The sequence below is a fragment of the Microbacterium sp. KKR3/1 genome, from assembly GCF_021272365.1.
Classification (GTDB): domain Bacteria; phylum Actinomycetota; class Actinomycetes; order Actinomycetales; family Microbacteriaceae; genus Microbacterium; species Microbacterium aurugineum.
The window spans coordinates 1,177,510-1,195,982 of sequence record NZ_JAJSDW010000001.1; the positions used below are offsets into that span (position 1 = coordinate 1,177,510).

16 protein-coding genes are annotated in these 18,473 nt (G+C 69.5%); 8 read left to right on the forward strand and 8 right to left on the reverse strand.

Annotated features, from left to right (window positions below; genetic code table 11):
- Positions 1 to 58: 58 nt before the first annotated feature.
- From LVJ59_RS05670 to LVJ59_RS05690, 5 genes are read right to left on the reverse strand one after another with little or no spacing between them, the layout of a single operon-like run.
- Complete coding sequence (locus LVJ59_RS05670) at positions 59 to 2,374, reverse strand: arylsulfatase (RefSeq protein WP_232762312.1); 2,316 nt, start codon at positions 2,372 to 2,374, stop codon at positions 59 to 61.
- Positions 2,375 to 3,163: an ABC transporter ATP-binding protein gene (locus LVJ59_RS05675; RefSeq protein WP_047521692.1), complete on the reverse strand. Its 789-nt coding sequence runs from the start codon at positions 3,161 to 3,163 to the stop codon at positions 2,375 to 2,377.
- On the reverse strand, positions 3,160 to 3,996 hold the full coding sequence (locus LVJ59_RS05680; protein ID WP_047521694.1) for an ABC transporter permease: 837 nt from the start codon (positions 3,994 to 3,996) through the stop codon (positions 3,160 to 3,162). The genes LVJ59_RS05675 and LVJ59_RS05680 overlap by 4 nt, the downstream gene beginning before the upstream one ends.
- Positions 3,996 to 4,775 (reverse strand): ABC transporter permease, encoded by a 780-nt coding sequence (locus LVJ59_RS05685; RefSeq protein ID WP_232762313.1) that lies wholly within the window; start codon positions 4,773 to 4,775, stop codon positions 3,996 to 3,998. Before LVJ59_RS05685 ends, LVJ59_RS05680 begins: the two co-directional genes overlap by 1 nt.
- A 5-nt stretch (positions 4,776 to 4,780) precedes the next feature.
- Positions 4,781 to 5,785 (reverse strand): ABC transporter substrate-binding protein, encoded by a 1,005-nt coding sequence (locus LVJ59_RS05690; protein WP_232762314.1) that lies wholly within the window; start codon positions 5,783 to 5,785, stop codon positions 4,781 to 4,783.
- A 150-nt stretch (positions 5,786 to 5,935) separates the two neighbouring features.
- Here LVJ59_RS05690 and LVJ59_RS05695 point away from each other — a divergent pair, with 150 nt between their 5' ends.
- Positions 5,936 to 6,547, forward strand: a complete 612-nt coding sequence (locus tag LVJ59_RS05695) for a TetR/AcrR family transcriptional regulator (RefSeq protein ID WP_047521698.1) — start codon at positions 5,936 to 5,938, stop codon at positions 6,545 to 6,547.
- A gap of 92 nt (positions 6,548 to 6,639) precedes the next feature.
- Here LVJ59_RS05695 and LVJ59_RS05700 read toward each other — a convergent pair whose 3' ends face one another.
- From LVJ59_RS05700 to LVJ59_RS05710, 3 genes are all read right to left on the reverse strand, one after another.
- On the reverse strand, positions 6,640 to 8,103 hold the full coding sequence (locus LVJ59_RS05700; RefSeq protein ID WP_232762315.1) for a GMC family oxidoreductase: 1,464 nt from the start codon (positions 8,101 to 8,103) through the stop codon (positions 6,640 to 6,642).
- A 3-nt stretch (positions 8,104 to 8,106) separates the two neighbouring features.
- Positions 8,107 to 9,546, reverse strand: a complete 1,440-nt coding sequence (locus LVJ59_RS05705; RefSeq protein WP_232762316.1) for an aldehyde dehydrogenase family protein — start codon at positions 9,544 to 9,546, stop codon at positions 8,107 to 8,109.
- Between the two features lie 406 nt (positions 9,547 to 9,952).
- Complete coding sequence (locus LVJ59_RS05710) at positions 9,953 to 10,390, reverse strand: Lrp/AsnC family transcriptional regulator (RefSeq protein WP_232762317.1); 438 nt, start codon at positions 10,388 to 10,390, stop codon at positions 9,953 to 9,955.
- Between the two features lie 152 nt (positions 10,391 to 10,542).
- Between LVJ59_RS05710 and pdhA the strand changes: the two genes are divergently transcribed.
- From pdhA to LVJ59_RS05745, 7 genes are all read left to right on the forward strand, one after another.
- Positions 10,543 to 11,661 (forward strand): pyruvate dehydrogenase (acetyl-transferring) E1 component subunit alpha, encoded by a 1,119-nt coding sequence (gene pdhA / locus LVJ59_RS05715; RefSeq protein WP_232762318.1) that lies wholly within the window; start codon positions 10,543 to 10,545, stop codon positions 11,659 to 11,661.
- Positions 11,658 to 12,686: an alpha-ketoacid dehydrogenase subunit beta gene (locus LVJ59_RS05720; RefSeq protein WP_232762319.1), complete on the forward strand. Its 1,029-nt coding sequence runs from the start codon at positions 11,658 to 11,660 to the stop codon at positions 12,684 to 12,686. The genes pdhA and LVJ59_RS05720 overlap by 4 nt, the downstream gene beginning before the upstream one ends.
- On the forward strand, positions 12,683 to 14,080 hold the full coding sequence (locus tag LVJ59_RS05725; protein ID WP_232762320.1) for a dihydrolipoamide acetyltransferase family protein: 1,398 nt from the start codon (positions 12,683 to 12,685) through the stop codon (positions 14,078 to 14,080). The genes LVJ59_RS05720 and LVJ59_RS05725 overlap by 4 nt, the downstream gene beginning before the upstream one ends.
- Before the next feature lie 133 nt (positions 14,081 to 14,213).
- A complete protein-coding gene (locus LVJ59_RS05730; protein WP_232762321.1) occupies positions 14,214 to 15,533 on the forward strand; it encodes an MFS transporter in 1,320 nt (439 codons plus the stop codon).
- Between the two features lie 130 nt (positions 15,534 to 15,663).
- On the forward strand, positions 15,664 to 16,854 hold the full coding sequence (locus tag LVJ59_RS05735) for an acetyl-CoA C-acyltransferase (RefSeq protein ID WP_232762322.1): 1,191 nt from the start codon (positions 15,664 to 15,666) through the stop codon (positions 16,852 to 16,854).
- Entirely contained in the window at positions 16,854 to 17,609 is a 756-nt protein-coding gene (locus LVJ59_RS05740) for an enoyl-CoA hydratase/isomerase family protein (protein WP_232762323.1), read from the forward strand. The genes LVJ59_RS05735 and LVJ59_RS05740 overlap by 1 nt, the downstream gene beginning before the upstream one ends.
- Positions 17,606 to 18,472 (forward strand): 3-hydroxyacyl-CoA dehydrogenase family protein, encoded by an 867-nt coding sequence (locus LVJ59_RS05745; RefSeq protein ID WP_232762324.1) that lies wholly within the window; start codon positions 17,606 to 17,608, stop codon positions 18,470 to 18,472. Before LVJ59_RS05740 ends, LVJ59_RS05745 begins: the two co-directional genes overlap by 4 nt.
- Position 18,473 lies beyond the last annotated feature (1 nt).

Sequence of the window (18,473 nt, forward strand, 5' to 3'; positions counted from 1 at the left end):
CAGGGTGAGCGGCTGATGCCGGTGACCCCTCAGACACCGACCTCAGCCGCTCACCGGATCAGTCGGCGACCGCCAGGACCGCCTGTCCGACGGCGCGCAGCACGGTCGGATCATGCGGCGAGCGCTCACCCGGCACGTAGCGCACGCGGTGCAGCTCGCCGCCCCGGAACGGGAACGAGCGATGCTGCTCGTGCAGCTCCCAGTCGACCGGGCCACCGAAGTCGTACCCCACGCTGATGCCCGTGAACGGTGACATGCCGATGAGCATGGGCACGCTGTCGATCACCGCCACACGGTGACCGTCCACCTCGACCGTCAGGCTCCAGCGCAGTCCGGGGTGCTCGTCGACGCGCAGCACGATCCGGTGCTCCCCCGGAGACAGCTGCGCTCCGCGGGCACGGTGCATCGCGCCGTAGGCGTTGTAGGTGACGAGAGGCGCCCCGTGGTCCAGTGCGAGCAGGTAACCGCCACCCTGATCGCCGTGGGCCACGATCACGCCTGCCGCGTCGGCCTCGGTCGTGAGGTCGACCTCGACCGCGAAGGAGCGCAGGACCGTGAGCTTCGCCGAACGGAAGCGCTCCAGAGGAGGACGGAAGGGCACCAGGTCGATCGCCGCGGAGAGCGGTTCCTCGGTGTCGGGGCGCAGGCGGAACAACGCGCCGTCGTCATCGAGGGGGAACACGGTGTTGCGCCAGGCTTCCGCGTGCCAGCGTGCCGCCATCGCCGCGACGCGTTCGGGGTGATCGGCGGAGACGTCCTCGGTCTCGGTCGGGTCGGCCGCGAGGTCGTAGAGTTCCCAGACGCCGCCCGCGGGGCCCTCGTCCTTCGTCGGGGGCACGGTCGAGAGGGCCTTCCACGTCCCGTCGACGAGGGCTCGTCGTCCCACGCACTCGAAGTACTGGGCCTCTCGGCCCGGCGCGGTGGGGTGGGCGAGCACGTCGACGACGCTCCCGCCGTCCATCTCGAGTGCCGGTCGGCCGCGCCGCTGGTCCAGGGACGGCACGCCGCACAGTTCCAGGATCGTCGGTGCGAGGTCCGAGACGAACACGAACTGGTCGCGCAGACCGCCCGCCATCGGGGCGTCCGGCCACGAGATGATCAGCGGGGCGTGGACGCCGCCCTCGTACGTCGTGGCCTTGAACGAGCGGAACGGCGTGTTGGACACCCGCGCCCATCCGGTCGGGTACTGGCCGAACACGCGCGGACCGCCGAGGTCCTCCAGCGGGCGCGGCACGTCGGTGATCCACCCCTCGGGCATCGCACCGTTCGCGCCGAACTGGGCGAAGTAGCTCCGGGTGCCGCTCGGTCCTCCCTCGGCCGTCCCTCCGTTGTCGCTGGCGAGCACGACGATCGTGTTCTCGCGCTCGCCGCTGCGGTCGAGTCGATCGAGCAGTCGCCCCACGCTCTGGTCGATCTCGTCCACGGCCGCGGCGTAGACCTCCATGTGTCGGGCGAACAACCGTCTCTCCTCGACCGAGAGGTCGTCCCACGCGGGGATCCGGTCGCCGTCGGCGATCGCCTCGCCGGGGAGCTCCGCGTGATCGGGGACGATGCCGCGCGCACGCTGGCGGGCGAACCGCTCCGCCCGCAGGGCGTTCCACCCGGCCTCGTAGCGGCCGCGGTACTTCTCGATGTCGGCGTCCTTCGCCTGGATGGGCCCGTGCACGGAGGTGTGCGCGTAGTACAGGAAGAAGGGCTTGTCCGGATCGTTCACCCGCAGGTCGTCGATCATGCCGATGGCGCGGTCGGTCAACTCGTCCGTGAGGAAGAAGCCCTCGGGATACTCGCGGAGGTCGACGACGGAGTTGTCCTGCACCAGCCGATGCGGATGGTGCAGCGACGTGAAGCCGTCCATGCTCCCGAAGTACCGGTCGAATCCGCGCTGCAGCGGCCATGTGCTCCGGTCGGCACCGTCGTGCAGGCGCGATTCGAGTGTGAGGTGCCACTTCCCGACCATGAAGGTCGCGTACCCTCCGGCGCGCAGCGACTCCGCCAGTGTCGGCGCGTCCTCGGGGAGCTCGCAGCTGAATCCCGGATAGCCGGGGTCGATGTGCGCGACGAAGCCGAAGCCGGCCCGGTGCGGGTTCAGCCCGGTGAGCAGTGCCGCCCGGGCCGGCGAGCACATCGGCGCGGTGCGGTAGTTCGTGAACACCCACCCCTCGTCGGCGAGACCGTCGATGCGCGGTGTCTCGATCTCACTCCCGAACGGCCCGAGGTCGCTGAAACCGAGGTCGTCGATCAGCATCACGATCACGTTGGGCGCCTTCGGCCCGGGCCGCTGCGGCTCCGGCCACCAGGGCTCGGACTCGGAGGTGAATTCCGCCGCGCGCCCCGCGAAGCTCTTATAGCCGCGTGCATCCGTCGGCATCGACATCTAGCCCGCCTTCCGGATCAGGCCGAAGATCTGCGTGCGCAGCTCCGCGAACGCCGGAAGCGCCCGCGTCGTCAGCTGGTCGCGCGGGGCCCCGAAGTCGATCTCGACGATCTCCGTCACCTTCGCCGGGCGCTCCCCCAGCACCACGACCCGGTCCGACAGGTAGACGGCCTCGTCGATGTCGTGCGTGACGACCACGATCGTCATCCCGAACTGCTCGCGGATGCGCAGGCAGAGGTCCTCCAGCTCGAACCGCGTCTGCGCATCGACCGAGGCGAAGGGCTCATCCATCACGAGCACCTCGGGCCGATAAGCGATGGCACGCGCGATCGCGACGCGCTGCTGCATGCCACCGGACAACTGCCACGGGAACTTGGACTCAGCCCCGGAGAGCCCGACCGCGGTGAGCGCGGAGGCGACCCGCTCCTCGCGTTCCGCGGCCGGCAGGTGCAGGTGCTTGAGCGGCAACCGCACGTTCTTCTCGACGGTGAGCCAGGGCATCAGCGACCGGGTGTACTCCTGGAACACGAGCGCCATCTCCTCGGGCGGGCCCTCGATGACGTTCCCGTCGATCGCCGCGCTGCCCGCCGTGATGCTCTGCAACCCGGTGAGACACTTCAGCAACGTGGTCTTGCCGATGCCGGACGGCCCGACGATGCAGCACACCTCTCCCACGCGCACATCGAAGGTGAGATCGGCGATCACGGGGACGAGACCGTTCTTCGTCGGATAGGACTTCGCGAGCCCGCGCACACTGAGCCGGACGGGGGCCTGTTCGATGGTGGTCATGCGTTCTTCTCCTGTTGCTGGGAGGCGATGTACCAGCGCAGCACGCGGCGCCGGAAGAGGGTGAACACGGCGGTGGCCGCGTAGCCGATGACCCCGAGGACGAGGATGCCCGCCCACATGTCGGGGATCGCGAAGGACTGCTGGGCGAGCAGGGTCGCGGCACCGAGTCCGGTGGACGACCCCAGCATCTCGCTGGCGATCATGACCACGAACGCGGTGATGAGACTGACCTGCATCCCGGAGAGGATGCGCGGGCCCGCAGAGGGCAGCACCACGGAGAACAGCCGCTCCGGTCCACTCAGTCGGTAGACGCGACTCACCATCTCGAGCGTCGGCTCGCCGGCGCGCACACCGTCGATCGTCGAGATGAGGATGGGGAAGACGGCGGCGAGGGTGATCGACAGGATCCGGGTCTCGTTGCCGAACCCGATGAGCGACACGAAGATCGGCACGAGCGCCACCGGCGGGATCGCACGGAAGAAGTGGATGGTCGGCTCGACCAACCAGCTCAGCGGACGGATCAGTCCGAGCACCAGGCCGAGCAGCACGCCGATCACGGTCGCCAGCAAGAAGGAGACCACGAGATTCCCGACCGACGAGGCGACGTCCACCAGGAACGCGGGAGTCTGCACGAGCTGCCACAGTCGCTGCAGGATCACCTGGAGCGGAGGGAAGAAGGCGTTGGTGGATGCGGCGGAGACGAACCACCACAGCGCCAGCAGCAGCACCGGGACCGCGATCTCGGCGCCGACGAGGACGCCGCGGGGAAGCGCGCCCTGCCCGCGACGGCGCGCGAGACGTGCCGGGGTCTGGATCGAGGTGGTGAGCGTCATCAGAGGACCTGCTTCCGGTATTGCGGATGCCAGTGCAGCAGTCGCCGCTCGCCCCATTGACTGAGTCCCTGGACGAGGAGCCCCAGTGTTCCCAGGATGAGCACGTAGGCGAAGAGCTGGGCCTGGTTGCCAGAGATCTGAGAGAGCAGCAGGCTCTGTCCGAGCCCGGGCCCGCCACCGAGGAGTCCGGCGACGACGGCCACGACGAGCGAGGTCGGCGCGGCGACGCGGATCGCGGTTCCGATGTAGGGCAGTGCGCTGGGGAGCACGATGCGCCCCAGGATCTCGGCGCGCCCCATGCCGTAGGACCGACCCGTCGCCCGTGCGACCGGGTCCGTGTCGAAGACGCCGGCGGAGGACTGGACGGCGATCGCGATGAAGCAGCCGAAGAACACCAGGAAGATCCCCATGGCCTGTGTGGGGCCGAGCACGAGGACCACGATCGGCAGGATGACGATCGGCGGGATGGGCTTGAGGAACTCCAGCGGCACGCGGGTCGCATGCATCGCCAACGGTGAGGTGCCGATGGCCACCCCGAGCACGACGCCGATGACGATGGCGAGCAGGAGCCCGGTCAACGCCATCGTCAGCGTGTCGCCGACGGCCGTCCAGGTGGCTGGGGTCCCGAGCAGGCGCACGGCCTCACCGATCGCCTCGGTCGCCGCCGGGAGCGGTGACCCGGCGAGCGGCCCCGTCGTCGCCGACCACTCCCAGAGCGCCAGCGCCGAGATGACGCCGACGGCCCCGATCAGCGGAGGAAGGAGCGTGGAGCGGATCATGGTGGTCACTCGACTCCGACGATGACGCCCTCGAGGTCGACCGGTGCAGGCAGGTACCCGAGGGCGACGAGCTTCTCGTTGACCCGGTCGAGGTCGATCGGAGCGACCTCCGCGGGCCAGAAGGGCAGCTTCACGTCGTCGACGCTCAGGGTCGAGCCGGTGGCGTCGATGCCGGCCTGGATGGCTTCCTCCGGGTGCTCGTTCGCGTAGGCGTTGCTCTTCGCCACGGCACGCTGGAACCCGGCGATCGCATCCGCCTTCGCGGCGATCGTGCTGTCGCCGGCCGTCCAGAGCCCGACGGCGCCTTCTTCGAAGAATCCGACCGACGGCGCGGCGAGGAAGACGGCACCGGCGGCGTCCGCCTCGCCCGTGAACGGGCTGACGAGACCCGCTGCATCGACGTTGCCGCTCTGGAGCGCGGCCACGGCGGAGGTGAAGTCCAGGACGACCCACTCCACGGAGGCGGGGTCGACGCCTTCCCGGTCGAGCGTGTCGGAGATGACGACCTCGAGCTGCGCCTTGCGCGCGGGCACCGCGATGGTCGCCCCTTCCAGATCGGCGACCGAGGTGATGCCGCTCGCGGCGGACGCATACAGTCCGGTGTCATCCATCGAGGCGGGGTCGTCCCCCTCCGCGGCCCCGCCCACGAAACCGTCGGCCGGGGCGATGACCTTCAACGGGACGCCGCTGGAGAGGGCGTTGAGCAGCGGGATGCTCGGCGCGTACGCCACGTCGACCTGTCCGCTCTGGGCCGCAGCGAGGCCGGCGGGCGGGTTCGCCACGACCGAGGTCTCGAGCGCGATCCCCTCCTCCTCGAAGAACCCCTGCTCCTGACCGACGATCAGGGCGCCGTCGGAGACGAGGCCGATCGTCGCCACTTTGAGCGTCGTCAGCTCACCGTCACCACCCGATGGCGAGGAGGCGGGTGCAGACGTGCAGGCGGCGAGGGCGAGCACGCCGGCCGCCACGGCGACTCCGGATGCCCGACGTGCGAGACGTGTGACGTTCATGAGAACTCCTCTGCGAGTTAGTCACCAGTTGGTGATTTTAAAGATCGTACTCGTGCCTTGCTTTTGATTGATTACGATCGGGTTACATTAGTCACCAGATGGTTACTAAAAACAGCAAACAGATACTTTGAGATGTGAGGGGGAAACAGCATGCCGAAGATCGTCGACCATGAGGAGCGGCGCACGCACATCGCGGACGCTGCGACGCAGGTGATCATCCGGGTGGGGTTCGACAGCCTCACGATGCGGGAGATCGCCACGGAAGCGGGCTACGCCCACGGCGCGATCGCGCGATACTTCCCCGACAAGAGAAGCATCCTCACCGCCGCGTTCCTGCGCTTGTACACGCTCGCGAACGACCGCATCCACGCCCGCATCGAAGGCGTGCGCGGGCTGGAGGCACTCGAACGGATCTGCCGCGAGATCCTCCCGTACAGCCCGAACGGACCGCTGTACGCCAAGGTGGTGATCGCCTTCTGGGACCACGCGTCGCAGGATGACGAGGTCACCCGCATCCACCGGGTGAACAACCTGCACTGGCGCGATCTGTTCCGCCAGTGCCTGGTCGAGGCGCGGGACGACGGCGAGCTCGCCGACGACGTCGACATCGAGACCGCGGTCAACGAGATCGCCTCGCGCAACGCGGGCTGGCAGATGATCTCGGTGCTGATGCCGGATTCGGCGGGTGACGGCCGGCTGAACGACGGACTCGACGCCCTGCTGTCGACGCTCCGCCGCCCTTCCCCTCCGCGCCCGAGCTGAGCGGTCGACGCCCCCGCTCATCGTCGACACCCCGTGCTGCAGGCGACCGCAACCGGGGGTCTCGACGATGAACGGGGGCCTCGACATCGCTCTCAGCCCTCCAGGAAGAACTGGGCGCCGCGTTCGCCGATCATCGCGGCGGGGGCGTTCGTGTTGCCGGTGGGCACGGTCGGCATCACCGAGGCATCGATCACCCGCAGCCCCGCGACACCGTGGACGCGCAACCGGGGATCGACGACAGCCTCCGGGTCCGTCCCCATGCGGCACGTGCCGACCTGGTGGTGGTAGGTGATGGCGGTGCGTCGCACCCAGTCCTCGACGCCGGAGTCCGACACCTCAGGCCCGGGATAGACCTCGACCGCGCCCCAGTCCTCGGCGAGTGCCGGGCGTGCTCCGATCCGACGCGCCTGCCGCACGGACGCGGCGAGGGAGGCCACATCGCGATCGTCTTCGAGCGCCGCCAGGTCGATCTCCGGAAGGTCGGCGAGCCCCGGGCCGGAGAGCCGGAGGGCTCCGCGGCTGTGCGGCGTCACCAGCCCGGCCATCAGGGTGAACCCGTCGTCGCCGCGCGGCTCGAGCTCCCCCCACATGGGAACGGAGAAGTGGATCGGCTGAGTGTCGGGCTCCGCGAGGTCGTCGCGGCTGCGCCAGAAGAGGTGGCTCTGCGTGACCGACACCCCGGCCTGCGGAGGCCCGACCGGACGCCCCGTCGTGAAGATCACCGGTGAGAGCAGATGGTCGTGCAGGTTCTGCCCGACCCCGGGCGAGTCCTGCACCACCGGAATGCCGAGCGCGGTGAGGTCGGCCGCGGGACCGATTCCCGAACGGAGCAGGATCACGGGCGAGCCGATCGCGCCGGCTGCGAGGATCACCTCGTCGGCGAGGACCTCCTCGGACCCCTCCCCCTCCCCCAGCTGCACGCCGACCGCCCTTCCGTCCCGGACGATCACCGAGTGCACCTCGCGTCCGGTGAGGATCGTCAGCCGATCGGCGATGGGCTGCGCGTAGGCCGTCCAGGTGTTCACCCGGCGACCGTCGTGCATGGTCACCTGCTCTTGCGAGACCCCGTCGAGCGTGCCGCCGTTGTAGTCCGGATTGCGCGGAAGCCCCTCCTGCACCGCAGCATCGATGATCGAGGCCTGGATCGGCGAGAGCGCGTAGTCGTCGGTCACCGGGAGCAGATCGTTCTCGATCGCGTCGTAGACGGGTTCGACGTCGGCCCAGCTCCACCCGGTCGCACCTCCGCGCTCCCAGGCGTCGTAGTCGGACGCCGCGCCACGCACCCAGATCATCGCGTTCAACGCGTGCGATCCTCCGGTGACCTTGCCGCGGGGCAGGTGCAACCGACGGCCGCCCGCGTGCTCCTGCGGCACGGTGAAGTAGTCCCAGTCCTCTGCGGAATGCCAGAGCTCGCCTGCCCGGGACGGGTCGTGGATGGCCGGGTTGGTGTCGTATCCGCCGGCCTCGACCAGGGTCACCGCGACACCGGCATCCACGAGGCGACGCGCGACGATCGATCCCGAGGTTCCTGCTCCGACGACGATGGCAGAGCGCACGGGTCAGCCCTTCCGGCCGGGTCCCGACACGACCTGGGTCACGGCGACGGACTTGAGTCCCTCGACCCCGAACTCCAGCCCGTAGCCCGAGCTCTTCACCCCGCCGAACGGCACCATCGGGTGCAGCCCGCCGTGGGAGTTGATCCACACCGTGCCGGACTGCATCCGCGAGGCCGCCTCCCGTGCCGCCTCGGGGTCGCTCGACCAGACGGAGGCACCGAGCCCCGCGTCCAGGGCGTTCGCCCACGTGAAGGCCTCGTCCACGTCGGTGTAGCGGATCACCGGGAGCGCGGGACCGAACTGCTCCTCCTGCACCAGTGCCGCGTCATTGTCGATGTCGGCGACGATGGTCGGCCGGTAGAAGAGCTCACCCAGCTCAGGAGCGGACTCGCCACCGGTGACGATGCGGGCGCCGCGGCTCTTCGCATCGTCGACCAAGCGGCTGACGATGTCGAACTGGGCACGGTTCTGCAGCGGACCCAGGACGTTGTTCTCGTCGAGCCCGTTCCCCATCGGCACCGATCCGGCGATGGCGGCGAGCGCGGCGACGACCTCGTCGTAGACCGAGTCGTGCACGTACAGGCGCTTCATCGCGGCGCAGGTCTGCCCGGTGTTGATGAACGCACCCCAGAAGAGGTCTTCCGCGATCGCTGCCGGGTCGGTGCCCGGGAGCACGATGCCGGCGTCATTGCCACCGAGCTCGAGCGTCAGGCGCGCCAGGTTCCCGGCGGAGCTCTCGATGATGCGACGCCCGGTCGCGGTCGAGCCGGTGAACATGATCTTGGCGATGTCGGGGTGCGAGGCGAGCCGGGCGCCGACCTCACGGTCGCCGGAGACGCCGATCAGGACATCCGCGGGCAGCACGTCGTTGATCACCGCGATCATCGCGAGCACGCTCAACGGCGTGTACTCGCTCGGCTTCGCCACGACGGTGTTGCCCATCCGCAGGGAGGGCCCGATCTGCCAGACCGTGATCATGAGCGGCCAGTTCCACGGGCCGATGGCACCGACGACGCCGGCTGCCTTGTAGACGAGCTCGGCATGCAGCGTCTCGTCGTCGACCAGGATCTGCGGCTCGATCGTCGTCGTGGCGTTCGTGCGCAGCCAGGCGGAGCAGGCTCCGAGCTCGAAGCGGGCGTTCGGGCCGTTCAGCGGCTTCCCCTGCTCGCGCGAGAGCAGGTACGCCAGTCCCTCGGCATTCGCGTCGATGGCGTCGGCCGCGGCGAGGAGCAGCGCGCTGCGCTCCTCGTGCCCGAGGGCCTCCCACGCCGGCTGGGCCGCCTTCGCACGGGCGATCGCTGCGTCGAGGTCGCCGACCGTGGCGACGGGTGCACGACCGATGACCTCCCGGGTCGCGGCATCCGGGATCTCCCGGCCTGCGCCTTCCGGCGCCTGGATGCGGTCGAGCAGCGCAGCGGCTGCGGAAGCGGCGGAATCGGACATCGGGGACTCTCCTTCGAGCGTGACGCGGGCCAGCGACGGTCGAGAAGCTGGTCGTCCTCTCATTCTCGACCGGCGTTCCTCCCGGCACTTGTCGCGGAGCGCGCCGCAGATGTCCGAGTGCGAAGGATGCCGTGCCCCTGCGCCTGTCCCGCACCTGTCCCGCACGAAGGAGAACCCACGCCCTGAAGGAAAACTCACACCCTGAAGGAAAACTCACACCCTGAAGGAAAACTCACACCCTGAAGGAAAACTCACGCTTTGAAGGAGAACTCACGCTTTGAAGGAGCATCCACGGGATTCAGTCCTTCGAAACGTGAGTTCTCCTTCATTTCGAGCGGGGCGGACCGGGCGGGGCGGACCGGGCGGGGCGGGACGGGTCCGGGCGACACGGACATGCGAGAGACGATCAGGCCCGCGGGTAGTCCTCGAAGATCAGTGTTGTCCTGGTCGAACGGATCGACGGGATCGCCTGGATGTCCTCCAGCACGATGCGGCGCAGATCGCGGGCATCGTTGGCCCGCACGAGCAGGATCACGTCGAAGTCGCCGCCGACCAACGCCATGTGCTCGATCTCAGGGATCGCGCGCAACCGCTCACTCACCGCCTGCCAGGTGGCCTGCTCGATGGCGAGCGTGACGTACGCACTCGCATGGTGTCCGAGCAGGACGGGATCGGTGCGCACCGAATACCCGAGGATCACCCCCGCGTCGGTGAGCCGTTTGATCCGCGCATGTGCCCCGGCGCGCGAGATGTGCACGGCATCCGCGATCGCGGTCATCGAGGAGCGCGCATCGCGGCGCAGTTCCTCGAGGATCGCTCGATCCGTGTCGTCCAACGTGATCATGTGACCCCTTCCGCCGGCCGGAGAATCCTGACACTTCGATCAAGAATGCCCTATTCGATGCGCTTTCATCCAGGATTCGGCGAATGATCTTGGATGACTGTCGCGCGCGGAGGCATGCTGTCTCCAACGAGTTCGGCAAGGAGGGCGAACGCATGCTGCACACCGACCTGCTCCCGCGAGACACCGCGGTGCAACTGATCGACGAGAACGGCACGCCCGTCGCGGACGCGCCCTACCCGCTCCCCGACGGCGAGACCCTTCTGGCCGCCTACCGAGGACTCGTCGAGGGACGACGGATCAACGATCAGGCCGGCGCGCTCGTGCGCCAGGGGCGTCTCGCCGTCTACCCCTCTTCCCAAGGCCAGGAAGCATGCCAGGTCGGAGCCGCGATGGTCCTCGGAGCCGAGGACTGGCTGTTCCCGACGTACCGCGATTCGGTCGCCGTCATCGCCCGCGGGGTCGAACCCGCTGACGCGCTCGTGCTCCTCAAGGGCGACTGGCACTCGGGGTACGACGTCCGCGCCCACCGCGTCGCGCCTCAGGCGACCCCGTTGGCGACCCAGCTGCTGCACGCGGTCGGCTTTGCGCAGGCCGCGAAGCATCGGGGAGAGGACACCGTGGTGCTCGCCCTCTGCGGCGACGGGGCCACGAGCGAGGGCGACTTCCACGAAGCCATGAACTTCGCGGCCGTGTTCCACGTCCCGGTCGTGTTCTTCGTGCAGAACAACGAGTTCGCCATCTCCGTCCCGCTCTCCCGGCAGACCGCCGCCCCTTCCCTCGCGCACAAGGCGATCGGCTACGGGATGCCCGGTCAGCGGGTCGACGGAAACGACGTCGCCGCGGTGCTGGCCGTGCTCAGCGAGGCTGTGGAGCGAGCCCGCACCGGCGGAGGGCCCTCGCTGGTCGAGGCCCACACGTACCGGATGCAGGCGCACACCAATGCCGACGACGACACCCGCTACCGCGAGCGGGCCGAGGTCCAGGCCTGGGTCGCCCGCGATCCCCTCACCCGCTTGCGCGCGCACCTCACCGCCACGGGTGCTCTCGACGCGGACGCCGAGGAGCGCTTCGCCGCCGGCGCCGAGGAGATCGCGACCGCCATGCGCGCCGCTCTGAACACCGACGCCGAGCTCGACCCCGAAGACCTGTTCCGCCACGTGACCGCGACCCGATCGCCACAGTTGGACGAGCAGTGGCACCTGCTGCGCGACGAGATCGAACGCTCACGACTCGCCGACGCGGACACTGCCACGAACGGAGCCCACCGATGACCATCGCGCAGGACGACACCACGACGCACAGCGACGTCGGGACGACGACCACCATGACGATGGCTGCCGCTCTCAACCGCGCTCTCGCCGATGCGATCGAGTCCGATCCGGACGTGGTGGTCTTCGGCGAGGACGTGGGAGCGCTCGGCGGTGTCTTCCGCATCACCGACGGCCTCACGGCCCGCTACGGCGAGGATCGCTGCTTCGACACCCCCCTCGCGGAATCCGGCATCGTGGGAACGGCCGTCGGCATGGCGATGAACGGCCTGCGCCCGGTCGTCGAGTTGCAGTTCGACGCGTTCGCGCTCCCCGCGTTCGAGCAGATCGTCAGCCATGTCGCCAAGCTCGGGAACCGCACGCGCGGTGGCCTGCGGATGCCGCTGGTGATCCGCATCCCGTTCGGCGGCGGCATCGGCGGTGTCGAGCACCACTGCGACTCCTCCGAGGCGTACTACGCGCACACGCCCGGGCTCACGGTGGTCAGCCCCTCGACGCCGCAGGACGCGTACTCGTTGCTGCGCGCGGCCATCTCCTCGCCCGACCCCGTGATCTTCCTGGAACCGAAGAAGCTCTACTGGGCCAAGGGCGAGGTCGACACCACGCAGACCGCCCAGCTCGGCACCGCGCGTGTCGCCCGGGCCGGGACGGACGTGACGCTCCTCGCCTACGGCTCCTCCGTCCCCCTCGCGCTCGAGGTCGCCGAGGTCGCCGCCACGGAAGGACGCAGTGTGCAGGTCGTCGACGTCCGCTCGCTCTCCCCCTTCGACGACGCGACCGTCACCGCGGCCGTGAAGTCCACGGGCCGCGCCGTGGTCATCGCCGAAGCCCCGGGCTATGTGAGCGTCGCATCCGAGATCCAGGCGCGCGTGTTCGAGCGCTGCTTCGAGTATCTCGCCGCCCCCGTGCGCAGGGTCACCGGGTTCGACACCCCCTATGCGCCGCCGAAGTTCGAGCACTGGTATCTGCCCGACGTCGACCGCGTGCTCGATGCGATCGACACGCTGCACTGGGAGGACGAAGCATGAGCACCCCGACGACGTCCGCGCAGGCCACTCACGTGTTCCGCCTGCCCGACCTGGGCGAGGGACTGACCGAGGCGGGCCTCGTGCAGTGGCTCGTCGCGGTCGGCGACACGATCGTCACCGACCAGCCCATCGCCGAGGTGGAGACGGCCAAGAGCGTCGTCGAGTTGCCGTCCCCGTTCGCCGGTGTCGTGACCGCACTGCACGGCACGGTCGGCGACACGATCGACGTCGGCGCCCCGGTGCTCGAGGTCGTCGACCCGACAGCCGCCCCGCACGCCGACGACGTCTCTGCCCCCGAGGAACAGGAGACCACCCCGACGGAGATCGAGCACGAGGCGTACCGGGAAGAGGAGCGCGCCGGCTCGGGCAACGTCCTGATCGGCTACGGCACCACGGCCCCCGCTGCGAAGGGGCGGCGCCGTCCGTCCGCCGCGGCCACGCCCACTCCGCCCGCTTCCCCCGCCCCCGAGCGCACGACGCCGGAGTCTGCGCGCGACCGTCGCCCGGTCGCGGTCCGGTCTCCGCTCGTGCGCCGACTCGCCCGGGATCTGGGACTCGACGTGCACGCGATCACCGCGACCGGTCCGGACGGGGCGATCACCCGCGCGGACGTGCTGCAGGCCGCGGTCGAGAACGCCGTGGACGGCGCCGCGGCACATCACCGCGTGACCACCGGGAGCGACGAGACCGTCGACGGACTGGGCGTGGTGTCGCGCGAGCGGATGTCGCCCCTTCGTCGAGCCGTCAGCGCCACGCTCACCCGCAGCCGGTCCGAGATCCCCGAAGCGACCGTCTGGGTCGATGTCGATGCGACGGAGCTGTGGGACCTCCGTGCACGGATGGCGCCGGAGGGAGGCAGAGCCCCGTCGGTGACGGCCCTGCTCGCGCGCTTCGTCCTGCTCGCGCTCGAAGACTTCCCCGTGCTGGCATCGCGGCTCAGCGAGAGCGGCGAGGAGGTGATCTCGTTCGACGGCGTGAACCTCGGCATCGCGGCGGACACCGAGCGCGGCCTGCTGGTGCCCGTCCTCCCGCGGGCGCACGCGCTGACCGTGGATCAGCTCGACACCGCTCTGCGAGAGCTCGCCGCCACAGCCCGAGCCGGATCGATGCCGCCGGAGCGCCTGCGCGGTTCGACCTTCACCCTCAACAACTACGGCGGCCTCGGCGTCGACGGCTCGGCCGCGATCATCAACCACCCGGACGTCGCGATCCTCGGCATCGGCCGGATCATCGAGCGCCCGTGGGTCGTGGAGGGTGTGATCGTCGTCCGGCGCATCGCGCAGCTGTCGCTCGTGTTCGACCACCGCGTGTGCGATGGCGGATACGCCGCAGGGTTCCTGCGCCGCGTGACCGAGCTCATCGAGCATCCGCTGCGCGCCTACGGGAGGATCTGACCCGAATATTGCTTCCCCTACACGGCGGCGGCTCCGATGCGATACGCTCGGCGATTAACTGACCGACCATTCGGTCATGAATACTCGACGGCACCCGGCCGTCGAACCCGAATCGCAGAACAACGGAGTTCGCATGACGACAGCAGTTTCCAGTCCCACTCAGAAGAGCAGGATGCCCGCCGAAGAACGGCGAGTACTCGCCGGCACCCTCGTCGGGACGTCGATCGAGTGGTACGACTTCTTCATCTACGCGCAGGCCGCGGGGCTGGTGCTCGCTCCCCTCTTCCTCGCCCCCATCGCGGAGTCCAGCCCCGGCTTCGCACAGGTGCTCTCGTTCGCCACGATCGGCATCTCCTTCCTCTTCCGCCCCCTGGGCGCCATCGTCGCGGGACACCTCGGCGACAAGCTCGGCCGCAAGAAGATGCTCGTCTTCACCCTCATCATGATGGGACTGTCGACCTCGCTGATCGGCGTCCTCCCCACCTACGCGGCGATCGGCGTGGCTGCGCCGATCCTGCTGATCCTGCTCCGCATCCTGCAGGGCTTCTCCGCGGGCGGCGAGTGGGGCGGCGCGGCCCTGATGGCCGTCGAGCACGCTCCGCGCGGGCGTCGCGGGCTGTTCGGGGCCTTCCCGCAGATCGGCGTGCCGGTCGGCATGATCCTCGCGACCTTCACGCTGTGGGTGCTCACGAGCTCGATGTCCCCCGAGGCGTTCCTCGAGTGGGGCTGGCGCATCCCGTTCCTGCTGTCGATCGTGTTGATCGGAGTCGGGTACGTCATCCGCCGCGCCGTCGACGAGAGCCCGATCTTCGAAGACCTGGTGCGTCGCCGCAAGGAGGCCTCCGCGCCGCTCGGCCGGCTGTTCCGCCAGAACACGAAGCAGGTCATCCTGACCGCCGTCATCTTCATCGCGAACAATGCCGCCGGCTACCTGCTGATCGCGTTCTTCGCCACTTACGCGGTCACGGCGCTCGGCATGGATCGCCCCCCGGTGCTGCTGGCGACGACCCTCGCCTCGTTCGGCTGGCTCATCTTCACCCTGTGGGGCGGGCACCTCTCCGATCGGCTCGGTCGCATCCGCACCTTCCAGGTCGGCTACGTGGCGCTCGCTCTGTGGGCGGTCCCGATGTGGTTCCTGATCGACACCGCGAACATCCTCTGGTACTTCGTGGCGCTCTTCGTGATGACGTTCGCGCTCGGCCTCTCCTACGGCCCGCAGGCGGCGCTGTACGCCGAGATGTTCCCGGCGAACGTGCGGTACTCGGGCGTCTCGATCGGGTACGCGCTCGGCGCCATCCTCGGTGGGGCGTTCGCGCCGATGATCGCCGAGGCCCTGTTGAACCAATTCCAGGCGGCGTGGACGATCGGCGTCTACATCGCCGTGGCATCCGTGATCTCGCTCATCGGGGTGTCCTTGGTGAAGGAGACCAAGGGCATCGATCTGTCGGTCTGACCACGGATCGACCCGCCGACATCGCGGCGGACTCCGCGCCTGTGCCATAATTACCATACGATCGGTCAGTAATTCACTGGCCGATCGTATGGCACGGCCAGCACCGAGACGACGCAGTCAGGAGATCCGCATGACCGAGGCATTCCTCGTCGGAGGTGCACGCACCCCCGTCGGCCGATACGGAGGCTCCCTCGCTTCCGTCCGCCCTGACGACCTCGCTGCGATCGTCGTCGCGGAAGCCGTGCGTCGGGCGGGCATCGACGCCACCTCGATCGAGATCGACGAGGTGATCCTCGGTGCGGCGAACCAGGCCGGTGAGGACAACCGCAACGTCGCGCGGATGGCGGTGCTGCTCGCCGGACTCCCCGACACGGTCCCCGGCATCACGGTGAACCGGCTGTGCGCCTCGGGGATGTCCGCCGTCACGATGGCCGCGCAGGCGATCCGTGCCGGTGACGCCGACATCATCGTCGCGGGCGGCGTCGAATCCATGACGCGAGCACCCTGGGTGCAGGCCAAGCCGGAGAAGGCATGGGCCAAGCCCGGGGCCGCCTTCGACACCTCGATCGGCTGGCGCTTCCCGAACCCCCGGCTCCAGGCTCGGGACAAGGCGACTTTCACGATGCCCGAGACCGCGGAAGAGGTCGCCCGCGTCGACGGGATCACCCGCGACGAGGCGGATGCCTTCGCTCTGCGCTCCCAGCAGCGCGCCATCGCGGCGATCACCGCGGGCCGCTTCGCCCCCGAGATCGTCGGCGTCCCGGTCGGCACCGGGGAGGTGCTGGTCGACGAAGGCCCGCGCCCCGAGACCACCCTCGACGCACTCGCGCGGCTGCGTCCCGTCGTCGCCGGAGGCACGGTCGTGACCGCCGGCAACTCGAGTGCGCTCAACGACGGCGCCTCGGCGGTGGTGGTGGCGAGCGCCGCCGCGGTCGAACGCTACGGCCTCGTGCCGCGCGCCCGGATCGTCGTCGGCACGAGCGCCGGCCTCGCCCCCGAGATCATGGGCCTGGGCCCGGTTCCGGCGACACAGAAGGCGCTGCACCGCGCCGGCCTGTCGATCGACGACATCGGCTCGATCGAGCTCAATGAGGCGTTCGCGACGCAGTCGATCGCGTGCATCCGCCGGCTCGACCTCGATGAGGAACGGGTCAACGCCGACGGTGGCGCCATCGCGCTCGGCCATCCGCTCGGTTCGTCCGGCTCACGGCTGCTCCTCACGCTGCTCGGTCGCATGGAGCGCGAAGGTTCTGTGCACGGACTCGCGACGATGTGCGTCGGCGTCGGCCAGGGCGCTGCCGTGATCCTGGAGAAGGTCTGATGCACGCCGATATCGACCCCGAGACGCCCCTGCTCATCGAACGCTGCCCCGACCGGGTGATCGCCACGCTGCATCGGCCGCACAAACGGAACGCGATCGACCAGGCGACCGTCGATGCGCTGCACCTCCTCTGCGCCGAGCTCGAGGAGACGCCGCGGACCCTGATCCTCACCGGAGCCGACGGCGTCTTCGCGGCCGGTGCCGACATCGCCCAGCTGCGCGAGCGCCGGGCTGCGGACGCGCTGCGCGGCATCAACGCGAACGCCTTCGTGCGCATCGCCGAGCTGCCGATGCCGGTCATCGCGGCGATCGACGGCTACGCCCTGGGCGGCGGCGCCGAACTCGCCTATGCCGCGGACATCCGGATCGCGACGCCCGCCCTCGCGATCGGCAACCCGGAGACGGGTCTCGGCATCATCGCCGCGGCCGGCGCGAGCTGGCGGTTGAAGGAGATCGTCGGCGAGGCCAGGGCCATCGAGCTGCTCCTCACCGGACGCACCGTGAAGGCGGAGGAGGCCCTGCGCATCGGCCTCGTCTCGGCGATCCACGAGAGCGCCGAGCTGCTGACCGCGGCCGAGGCGATCGCCGATCGGATCGGCCGCAACGACCTCGCGGCGACCATCGCGACCAAACGCGTGTTCCGCGCTCCCCGCGACCGCCACCCCGCCGTCGACCTGGAAGCCCAGGCCGAGCTCTTCGAGAGCCCGGAGAAGTTCCGACGGATGACCGACTTCCTGGAACGGAGAGACCGATGACCCAGAGCAGCAGCAGCGCTCCCGCCCATGTGGGAGTGCTCGGCGGCGGACGCATGGGCGCCGGCATCGCCCACGCGTTCCTCCTCGCGGGCTCCCGGGTCACCGTGATCGAGCGCGATGAGATCGCCGCCGACGCCGCCGCCGCGCGCGTGCTCGCGTCCGTGGATGCATCGATCTCCCGCGGCACGGCGCACGAGGCCGGCGACGCCTACCGGGCACGCTTCGAGACTGAGACGGACACCGCGCTGTTCGCTCCCTGCGACCTCGTCGTGGAAGCCGTGCCCGAGGATCTCGCCCTCAAGATCGACGCGCTCACCCGCGTCGAGGCCGCCATCGGCCCCGAGGCCGCACTCGCCTCCAACACCTCGTCGATCTCGATCGACGAGCTCGCGGCGACACTGGACCGCCCCGAGCGCTTCCTCGGCATGCACTTCTTCAATCCGGTACCGGCCTCGACGCTGGTCGAGATCGTCCGCGGCGCGGCGACCGCTCCCACGCGGGTGGACTCCGCCCGCGGCTGGATCCACGCCCTCGACAAGACCCCGATCGTGGTGACCGATGCCCCCGGCTTCGCGTCGTCGAGACTCGGCGTCGCGATCGGACTCGAGGCGATCCGGATGCTGGAAGAGGGGGTCGCCTCCGCCGAGGACATCGATGCCGCGATGACTCTGGGCTACAAGCATCCGGTCGGTCCGTTGCGCCTGACCGACATCGTCGGGCTCGATGTCCGACTCGGCATCGCCGAGTACCTCGCCGCCCACCTCGGCGAGCGCTTCGAGCCACCGACTCTGCTGCGACGCCTCGTCGCCGAAGGACACCTGGGCCGCAAGAGTGGGCGCGGCTTCTACGAATGGGACGCCTGAT

What these genes read in the sequence shown, in the direction of transcription:
- LVJ59_RS05670 (WP_232762312.1), bottom strand. Translation starts at nt 2,374, where the DNA reads ATGTCGATGCCGACGGATGCACGCGGCTATAAGAGCTTCGCGGGGCGC.
- LVJ59_RS05675 (WP_047521692.1), bottom strand. Translation starts at nt 3,163, where the DNA reads ATGACCACCATCGAACAGGCCCCCGTCCGGCTCAGTGTGCGCGGGCTC.
- LVJ59_RS05680 (WP_047521694.1), bottom strand. Translation starts at nt 3,996, where the DNA reads ATGACGCTCACCACCTCGATCCAGACCCCGGCACGTCTCGCGCGCCGT.
- LVJ59_RS05685 (WP_232762313.1), bottom strand. Translation starts at nt 4,775, where the DNA reads ATGATCCGCTCCACGCTCCTTCCTCCGCTGATCGGGGCCGTCGGCGTC.
- LVJ59_RS05690 (WP_232762314.1), bottom strand. Translation starts at nt 5,785, where the DNA reads ATGAACGTCACACGTCTCGCACGTCGGGCATCCGGAGTCGCCGTGGCG.
- LVJ59_RS05695 (WP_047521698.1), top strand. Translation starts at nt 5,936, where the DNA reads ATGCCGAAGATCGTCGACCATGAGGAGCGGCGCACGCACATCGCGGAC.
- LVJ59_RS05705 (WP_232762316.1), bottom strand. Translation starts at nt 9,546, where the DNA reads ATGTCCGATTCCGCCGCTTCCGCAGCCGCTGCGCTGCTCGACCGCATC.
- LVJ59_RS05710 (WP_232762317.1), bottom strand. Translation starts at nt 10,390, where the DNA reads ATGATCACGTTGGACGACACGGATCGAGCGATCCTCGAGGAACTGCGC.
- pdhA (WP_232762318.1), top strand. Translation starts at nt 10,543, where the DNA reads ATGCTGCACACCGACCTGCTCCCGCGAGACACCGCGGTGCAACTGATC.
- LVJ59_RS05720 (WP_232762319.1), top strand. Translation starts at nt 11,658, where the DNA reads ATGACCATCGCGCAGGACGACACCACGACGCACAGCGACGTCGGGACG.
- LVJ59_RS05725 (WP_232762320.1), top strand. Translation starts at nt 12,683, where the DNA reads ATGAGCACCCCGACGACGTCCGCGCAGGCCACTCACGTGTTCCGCCTG.
- LVJ59_RS05730 (WP_232762321.1), top strand. Translation starts at nt 14,214, where the DNA reads ATGACGACAGCAGTTTCCAGTCCCACTCAGAAGAGCAGGATGCCCGCC.
- LVJ59_RS05735 (WP_232762322.1), top strand. Translation starts at nt 15,664, where the DNA reads ATGACCGAGGCATTCCTCGTCGGAGGTGCACGCACCCCCGTCGGCCGA.
- LVJ59_RS05740 (WP_232762323.1), top strand. Translation starts at nt 16,854, where the DNA reads ATGCACGCCGATATCGACCCCGAGACGCCCCTGCTCATCGAACGCTGC.
- LVJ59_RS05745 (WP_232762324.1), top strand. Translation starts at nt 17,606, where the DNA reads ATGACCCAGAGCAGCAGCAGCGCTCCCGCCCATGTGGGAGTGCTCGGC.